The sequence below is a fragment of the Nakamurella sp. genome (genome assembly GCF_048594475.1).
Classification (GTDB): Bacteria; Actinomycetota; Actinomycetes; order Mycobacteriales; family Nakamurellaceae; genus Nakamurella.
Genome location: NZ_JBMDXT010000311.1, coordinates 1 through 7,787, shown reverse-complemented (window position 1 = coordinate 7,787; position 7,787 = coordinate 1). Strand labels below are relative to the sequence as shown.

Here is a 7,787-nt window from a genome sequence, read left to right as displayed (position 1 = left end):
TCGGCCGGGGCGGCGGGAGCGGCGTCCGGCGCGGCGGCCGGCGCGGACTGCGCCGACGGGGCGGCCGACGGGGCGGGGGCGGGCACGTAGGACGGCTCCCCGACCACGGTGCCGGCGCCCGAGCCGTCGACGATCAGCATGGCCGAATCGCCGGCCTGGACCATGCCGAGGGCCTTGGCCTGGTCGGCGATCCGGGGGGTCGCGTCGAGCATCGCCACGTCGTGCCGCAGCTGCTCGATGGTCAGCCGCAGATCGGTCGTCTTGCTCTTGGCCGTCGAGGTGCGCATGCCGGCCTCGTCGGTCAGCGTGTTCAGCCACAGCACCGCGGTGACGCCCAGGCCGAGCAGCGCGATCAGGCCGACGACGAACGGCGCCCGGTTGAGCGCGGTCGTCGAGACCACGCGGCCGGGACGGACCAGCCGGTCGTCGGACATCTTCTGGCGCCGCCGGATACGCCGCTCGTAGGCCCGGCGCGACGAGGCCGTCGAGGCCGAGGACAGCCGCCGGGTCTCGGAGCCGAGCGCGTCGGCCGCCGCGTCGTCCGTCGACGGCGAGTCCGCCGGCGCGGTGCGGGCGGCCCGGTCCCCGGTCCTCATCGTGGTCATGAGCTGGCCTCCCGAATGCGTTCGGCGGCCCGCAGGCGCGCGGATGCGGCCCGGGGATTCGCCTGGATCTCGTGGTCGGTGGGGGCTTGCGAGCCCCGGACGAGCCAGCGGAACTCCGGCTCGTGGCCCGGCAGCTCGGTGGGCAGCTCGACCGGGGTGCGGGACACGGTCAGCGGCGCGATCGCCCGCTTGACGATCCGGTCCTCGAGAGACTGGTACGACATCACGACGATCCGGCCGGCCACCGACAGGTGCTGCAGGGCCGAGGGAATCGCGCGCTGCAGGGCACCGAGCTCGTCGTTGACCTCGATCCGCAGGGCCTGGAAGGTGCGCTTGGCCGGGTTGCCGCCGGTGCGCCGGGCGGCCGCCGGGATGCTGGCCTTGACCAGCTCGACCAGCCGGGCGCTGGTGGTGAACGGGCGCTTGGCCCGCTCGGTGACCACGGCCCGGGCGATGCGCTGGGCGAACCGTTCCTCGCCGTACTCGCGCAGGATGCGGGTCAGTTCGGCGCCCGGGTAGGTGTTGACCACCTCGGCCGCGGTGATCCCGGAGCCGGGGTCCATCCGCATGTCCAGCGGTGCGTCCTGGGCGTAGGCGAATCCGCGGTCGGCCTCGTCCAGCTGGACCGACGAGACGCCGAGGTCGAACAGCACGGCCTGCACCCGGCCGGAGCGCACGGTGTCCGAGATGACCTCGCCGATCCGGTCGTAGACCGCGTGGATCAGCTGGACCCGGTCGGCCAGACCGGCCCGGGCGATGCGCTCCTGCGCGATGGCCAGCGCCTGGGGGTCGCGGTCGATGCCGACCACCTGGAGCGCGGGATGGGCCCGGAGCAGGGCCAGCGTGTGTCCGCCCATGCCCAGGGTCGCGTCGACCAGCACGACGTCGGTGGCGCCGTCCGCGGAGGCCGCCTCGATCGCCGGGGCCAGCAGCTCGTCGACCCGGTCGACCAGGACGGGGATGTGCCGGCGGTCGTCGGGTCCGGCCTCCGGATCCCCGGCTCCCCCGGTGGCGTCGGCCCGGTCCCGCATCGGCGGTGTCCCTTCTGGCCGAGGCCGCCGGTGGGCTGCGCCTGGTGGATCTGCGAACGGTGGGGCTGGGTGGGGGGGCCGGGTGGGGCGAAGGGAGCCGATGGAGCGGGGGTGGGTCCTGATTCCTGGTCCCCATCCGCGGTGGTCCTGGCACGGGGGAAGTCGTGTCAGGGCCGGCTGGTCCTGGCACGGGGGAAGTCGTGTCAGGGCCGAGTGGTCCTGGCACGGGGGAAGTCGTGTCAGGGCCGGCGCGGATGCGGGCCGGGCGGCAGGAACCGCCGGCGGCTCGGCGAGCGGGTCAGGTGCCCAGCAGCCCCCGCTCCGGCGCGGCGTAGGCCGCCTCCTGCTCCGCCTCGTAGGTCGCCCACTCGTCGGCGTCCCACAGCTCCATGCGCAGGCCGATGCCGGTGATGACCAGATCCTTGGTCAGCCGGGCGTACTCGCGCATGCGCGGGGTGACGGTGATCCGGCCCTGGGCGTCCGGACGCTGCTCGTCGGTGTTGGCGAGCATGTACCGCTGGTAGCCACGGGCGCGCTCGTCGGTGATCGGGGCGTTGATCGCCGCTTCGGCGAACTCCTCGAACCCCTCGGGGGTGAAGAGGTAGAGGCAGTGGTCCTGACCCCGCACCAGCATCACCCCGTTCTTGAACGACTCCCGGTACTTCGCCGGCAACGTCACCCGGCCCTTGTCGTCCATCCGCGGCGTGTAGGTGCCGTAGAAGCCCTTGGGCATCCGTGGCACCTCCTCGCGACGGCGGCCGACCGGGGTGTCCGTTCCCGCCTGCCGGAGGTCCGGGCCCGTTGATCAGGCTCGCTCCCCCAGGTTCCTCCACTCTAACCCACTTCGCGCCACCGTGACCCCTCCGTGACCAACTTTTCCCGGGGTGTCGGCGAGAAACCGCACGTCATGCCGGTGGGGGACGGTGGAGGGCGGCGGGGCCCCGGCCGCGCGCTGCGGGTGCCCGGCCACCTCCGGCCCGCCCCGAGCCCGACCGCTGCCCGGATGTGGCCCCGGATGCGCCCGGGCCGGCGGGGCGCCCCCGTCCCGCCCGACCCGGCTCCGGCGGCCGCGAATCCGCAGCTCGGAGGCTCGATCACCGCCGCGCTCGGGCTCGGTCGACGTCGCGGCGGCGGGGCCGGGGTGGGGCCCGGTGGAGACCGGCGGTGGGCGCGACGGCACCCGGGTGGGGCGGTGTGGGGCGCCCCGGGGCCGGGACGAGGCCGACAGGGGACGCGATCGGCACGGGTCGAGATGCGGGAGGTCGTCCGGGGTGAACCGAACGGGTCGGGAGGCGGCCGACGGCGGGTGGCGACCGGCGCCGTACCGGTGCCCCGCGGCGGACCCGGCCGCCGGTGGGGAACGGTGGGGCGACCGGGCGGCCTCAGGCGACCTGGTGGGTCAGAACCCTCAGGCGATCTGGTGGGTGAAGACGAAGCGCCGGTAGGCCCAGAACCGGAAGGCGGTCCCGGCGGCCAGGCCGATGACGTTGGCCGAGATGTTGTCGGCCAACGGCGAGGTGAACCCCAGCACGTAATGGGACACCCACAGGCAGCTCAGCGAGATCAACAGGCCGATCATGCACATGACGAGGTAGAGCGCGAACTCGCGGGCCCGGTCCGGCCGCCGCTGGTGCCGGAACGTCCAGTAGCGGTTGCCCAGCCAGGCGACGACGGTCGCCAGGCCGGCGCTGGCGATCTTGGCCGCCAGTGGCTGGCCCTCCAGCAGGGGCGGCGAGCCGACGTAGCTCAGCAGGTTGAACAGGCCGACGTCGACGACGTACGCCACGGCGCCGACGACGCCGAACTTGGCCAGCGGGGCGATCAACGCCGAGGCGGCCGCGCGGAGGCGTCCGGGCGCGCGGACCTGGGATTCGGCGGTGGTGGCCATTGGGCTGATGCTACCGAGCGTGACCGGTCGTCCCGACCAACACACCGTCGGACCGGCCGGACTTCCCGGCGCCGCGCCACCGGGAGCCGGCGGGTCGCCGATCCCCGGGCCCGGCCGGGCCGGGCTGGCAGACTGGTCCCAGGCGCTCGCCCGGGCCGCGCGCCGGTCAGGAGGAAGCAGCCGTGGTACAGGGCGTCGACCTGGGTCCGATGCAGGGGCCGGGCGGAGGTTCGACGACGGCGGCGCCACCCGACCTGGAGGCCGTCCGGCGGACCGGCGAGCAGATCGCGGCCGCCATCGGGCGGGTGGTGCTGGGCAAGCCCGAGGTCATCCGCCTCGCCCTGGTCGCCCTGTTCGCCGAGGGGCACCTGCTGATCGAGGACGTGCCCGGCACCGGCAAGACCGTGCTGGCCAAGTCGCTGGCCCGCAGCGTCGAGGCGACCGTCAGCCGGGTGCAGTTCACGCCCGACCTGATGCCCAGCGACGTCACCGGCGTCAGCGTCTACGACCGCCAGAGCGCCCGGTTCGAGTTCCGGCCGGGCCCGGTCTTCGCCAACATCGTCGTGGCCGACGAGATCAACCGGGCCTCCCCCAAGACCCAGTCGGCGCTGCTGGAATGCATGGAGGAACGCCAGGTCACGGTCGACGGCACCAGCTACCGCCTGGCCCGCCCGTTCCTCGTGGTGGCCACCCAGAACCCGGTGGAGATGGAAGGCACCTACCCGTTGCCCGAGGCGCAGCGGGACCGGTTCCTGGCCCGCATGTCGGTCGGGTACCCGGACCGGGCCGCCGAGGTCGGCATGCTGGCCGACCGGGACCGGGTGGACCCGCTGGAGGCGCTGCGCCCGGTCACCGACGCCGCCACCGTCGCCGGCCTGATCGACGCGGTGTCCGCCGTGCACCTGGCCCCGCCGCTGCGGCAGTACCTGGTCGACCTGGTCGCCGCGACCCGATCGGTGCCCGAGGTGCGGCTCGGCGCGTCGCCCCGGGCGGTGCTGCACCTGGCCCGGGCGGCCAAGGTGGCGGCCGCATTGGACGGTCGGGCCTTCGTGGTGCCCGACGACATCCAGCGGTTGGCCGTGCCCGTGCTGGCCCACCGCCTGCTGCTGACGGTCGAGGCGCACGCCGCCCGGCGGTCGGCGGAGGAGATCGTCCGCGTCCTGCTCTCCCGCCTGCGGGTGCCGCGCGGTGGCTGACGCGCCCACCCCCCGGCGGGCCCGCCCGGCCGGCCTGCGCGGGCTCACCACCCGCGGCCGCTGCCTGCTGGCCGGCGGGATCGCGGCCGGGATCTGCGCCGTTCTGCTGGACGAGCGGGATCTGCTGCGGGTCGGCGTCTTCGCCGCGGTGCTGCCGCTGCTGGCCATGCTCGCCTGGGCCGTGCGCAGCGTGCGGCTGTCGGCCGACCATCTCGTGACGCCGCCGCGGCTGATGCCGGGGACCCGGGGCCAGGTGCAGTTGACCATCACCAATACCGGCTCGCTGCGCAGCGCCGCCCTGGAGGTCACCGAGCCGGCCACTCCGGAGCTGACCGCCGGCCTGCGCTGCCTGATGCCGCCGCTGCGCGCGGCCCACCGGGCCCGGACCGAGTTCGAGCTGCGCCCGCAGCGCCGCGGCCGGTTCGTGCTCCGGGCGCCGACGGTCCGGGTCGGCGATCCGTTCGGGCTGTGGGAGGACGTCCGCACGCTGCCGGTGCACAGCACGGTGCTGGTGGTGCCGACCCTGGTCGATCTGGCCGGCATGCCGCCCAGCGCGGGCAGCCGGTCGGCCGCCGCGGACCGGGCGGTGGCCGGCGTGTCGTCGGGCGACCCGGACGTCGGCATCCGGGAGTACCGCAGCGGCGACGACATCCGGACCATCCACTGGCGGGCCTCGGCCCGGCACGACGAGCTGATGGTCCGGCTCAACGAGCCCGTCTCGCACGGCGGCGCGGTGGTCATGCTCGATCACCGGGCGGCGGCCCACGTCGGCACCGGGGCCGGCGCCAGCCTGGAGACGGCGGTGAGCCTGGCCGCGTCGATCAGCGTCCATCTGCTGGCCGCCGAGCACCAGATCCGGGTGACCACGCACTCCGGCGCCGTCCTGGCCACCGGTCGCGACATCGAGGACGACGTGCTGGCGGCGCTGGCCGTGCTCGAGCCGGACACCCGGACGCTGACCGCGTCGGCGATCGGCGGCACCGGGCTGGTCATCGCCGTGCTGGGCGCGCTCGACGCCCCCTCGGCCCGGCTCCTGACGGCGGCCCGGCGGCGGGGCACCACCGGCATCGCGTTCGTCCTGGACACCGCCACCTGGCCCGGACCCGGTCCGGTCGGTGACCCGGCGGCCGCGTCCGCGCTGCAGGCGGCCGGCTGGCGCGTGGTGCGGATCCGCCGCGGCGACGACCTCGCCGGGGCGTGGGCGCTGGCCTGCCGGGCGGGCTCGCGGGGTCGGGCGCGGGCGCCCGGCCGGCGGCCCGCGCGCCGGGGGCGTGGCGCATCGCGACCGCCGCCCCGGTGGCGCCCCCGAATCCCGCCGCGATCCCGACGGTCACGTGAGCACGCTCGCCCCGCCCCGGGGTCCGGCGGCGCCCCGGCCGGCCGGACCGCCTCCCCGACCGCCGGTCGCCGCCCCGGCCGGCGGGCCGCCCACCCACGCGGTCACCGCCCTGCTCGGCGCGCTCGCCGTGCTCGCCGGGACGATGGCCATCCCGCCGATGATCAGCGGCGGCGAGTGGCTCTGGCCCACCGCCGAGGTCGTCGCGGTGATCTGGCTGGTCGGCGTGGGCGCCCGGCTCGCCCGCGCCCCCGCGCCGCTGGTGGTGCTGCTGCAGATCGCCGCGGCCCTGATCGCGATGACCGCCCTGTTCACCGTCCGCGGGTACGGCGGCGTGATCCCCAACGGCGCGGTCCTGACCGAGGCGGGCGACCTGCTGACCGGGGCCTGGACGCAGATCCGCAGCCAGGTCTCCCCCGCCCCGTCCTCGACCGAGCTGTCGTTCCTCATCTGCGTGTCCGTCGCGGCGACCGCGCTCGTCGTCGACATGCTGATCGCCTGGTGCCGGGCGCCGGCCCTGGTCGCGCTGCCGCTGCTGTGCCTGTACGCCGTGCCGGCCTCGATCGACGTGTCGATGCTGCCGTGGGCGGCGTTCGCGGCGCCCGCCGTCCTTTACGCCATGCTGCTGGTCGCGTCCGGGCTGACCGGCGGGCGGGCCGGCACCAGGATCGGCACCGGTGCGGCCCTCACCCAGGTGGCGTCCGGCCTGGTGGTGGCGGTGGTCGCCACCGTCGTCGCGCTGCTCGTCGCCGACAGCGTCACCGGCATCGGGACGACCGGACGGCTGCCGCGGACGAGTTCCGGTGCCGGTTCCGCCGTGGGGCTGTCGCCGTTCACGTCGCTGCGGGGCAACCTGGAGCAGGGCGCCCCGGTCGACCTGTTCCGGGTCGACGGCCTGCCCGGTCCGGCCTATCTGCGGACCGTCGGCCTGGAACGGTGGACGCCGAACGAGGGCTGGTCGGTCGACCAGCTGGCCGACGGGCCGCTGCCGAACCAGCCGCTCGGCGTCGGGCAGACCAACGTCACGGTGACCCCCCTGGGATACCAGGACGTGTTCCTGCCGATCTACAACGGCGTGACCGCGCTCGGCCAGGTGGACCCGGGCTGGTCGTTCGACTCGTCGCTGGAGTCGGTGCACCGGCCGGACCAGATCACCCCGAACCCGTACCGGATCACCGCGACTTTCGACCGGCCCTCGGTGGACGAGCTGCGGGCCGACACCACCTCGGCCGGCGGCGAACTGCTGGACACCGGAAACCTGCGCCCCGAGGTGATCGCGAAGGCCGTCGAGGTCACGGCCGGCGCCACCACCGCCTTCGACAAGGCCGACCGGCTGCGGACCTGGTTCACCGATCCGGCCAACGGGTTCGTCTACTCGCTGCAGGTGCCCACCGGCACCAGCGGCGACCTGCTGCTGGACTTCCTCACCCTCAAGCAGGGGTACTGCGAGCAGTACGCCACCGCGATGGCGGTCATGCTGCGCGCCGTCGGGGTGCCCGCCCGGGTCGCCGTCGGCTTCACCCAGGGGGTGCCGGACGGTTCCGGCGCCTACCTGGTGAACAGTCACGACGCCCACGCCTGGGTCGAGGTGCCCTTCGACGGCGCCGGCTGGGTCGAGTTCGACCCGACCCCGCTGGGTGGCGGGCAGGGCGGCCAGCAGGGCTTCACCGGTGGTGCCGGGGCGACGCCGACCGCGACGGCCGACCCGGCCGGCCCCAGCGGCGACCTGCT

At 75.3% G+C, this 7,787-nt stretch carries 6 protein-coding genes and 2 pseudogenes; 3 read left to right on the top strand and 5 right to left on the bottom strand.

The window, feature by feature from the left end; genetic code table 11:
• From ACOJUF_RS14240 to ACOJUF_RS14225, 4 genes and pseudogenes are all read right to left on the bottom strand, one after another.
• Positions 1 to 605 (bottom strand): annotated as a pseudogene (locus tag ACOJUF_RS14240) (hypothetical protein); the annotation flags it as partial.
• Entirely contained in the window at positions 602 to 1,636 is a 1,035-nt protein-coding gene (gene rsmH / locus ACOJUF_RS14235) for a 16S rRNA (cytosine(1402)-N(4))-methyltransferase RsmH (RefSeq protein ID WP_420122487.1), read from the bottom strand. The gene rsmH and the pseudogene ACOJUF_RS14240, both read right to left, overlap by 4 nt.
• Before the next feature lie 298 nt (positions 1,637 to 1,934).
• The gene (gene mraZ / locus ACOJUF_RS14230) at positions 1,935 to 2,369 is read right to left on the bottom strand and encodes a division/cell wall cluster transcriptional repressor MraZ (protein ID WP_420122486.1); all 435 of its coding nucleotides are present in this window, start codon (positions 2,367 to 2,369) and stop codon (positions 1,935 to 1,937) included.
• 675 nt (positions 2,370 to 3,044) lie between these two features.
• Positions 3,045 to 3,524: a GtrA family protein gene (locus tag ACOJUF_RS14225; RefSeq protein WP_420122485.1), complete on the bottom strand. Its 480-nt coding sequence runs from the start codon at positions 3,522 to 3,524 to the stop codon at positions 3,045 to 3,047.
• A 209-nt stretch (positions 3,525 to 3,733) separates the two neighbouring features.
• On the opposite strand from ACOJUF_RS14225, the gene ACOJUF_RS14220 reads away from it, so the two are divergent.
• Together ACOJUF_RS14220 and ACOJUF_RS14215 are read left to right on the top strand one after the other, a co-directional pair.
• Positions 3,734 to 4,720, top strand: coding sequence for an AAA family ATPase (locus tag ACOJUF_RS14220; RefSeq protein WP_420122488.1), 987 nt, complete (start codon positions 3,734 to 3,736; stop codon positions 4,718 to 4,720).
• A gap of 166 nt (positions 4,721 to 4,886) precedes the next feature.
• Positions 4,887 to 5,519 (top strand): annotated as a pseudogene (locus tag ACOJUF_RS14215) (DUF58 domain-containing protein); the annotation flags it as partial.
• Here the strand turns inward: ACOJUF_RS14215 and ACOJUF_RS14210 are convergent.
• A complete protein-coding gene (locus ACOJUF_RS14210; RefSeq protein WP_420122484.1) occupies positions 5,468 to 5,788 on the bottom strand; it encodes a hypothetical protein in 321 nt (106 codons plus the stop codon). The pseudogene ACOJUF_RS14215 and the gene ACOJUF_RS14210 overlap by 52 nt on opposite strands.
• A gap of 266 nt (positions 5,789 to 6,054) precedes the next feature.
• Between ACOJUF_RS14210 and ACOJUF_RS14205 the strand changes: the two genes are divergently transcribed.
• The coding region (locus ACOJUF_RS14205; protein ID WP_420122483.1) for a transglutaminaseTgpA domain-containing protein at positions 6,055 to 7,787 on the top strand (1,733 nt) is incomplete at its 3' end.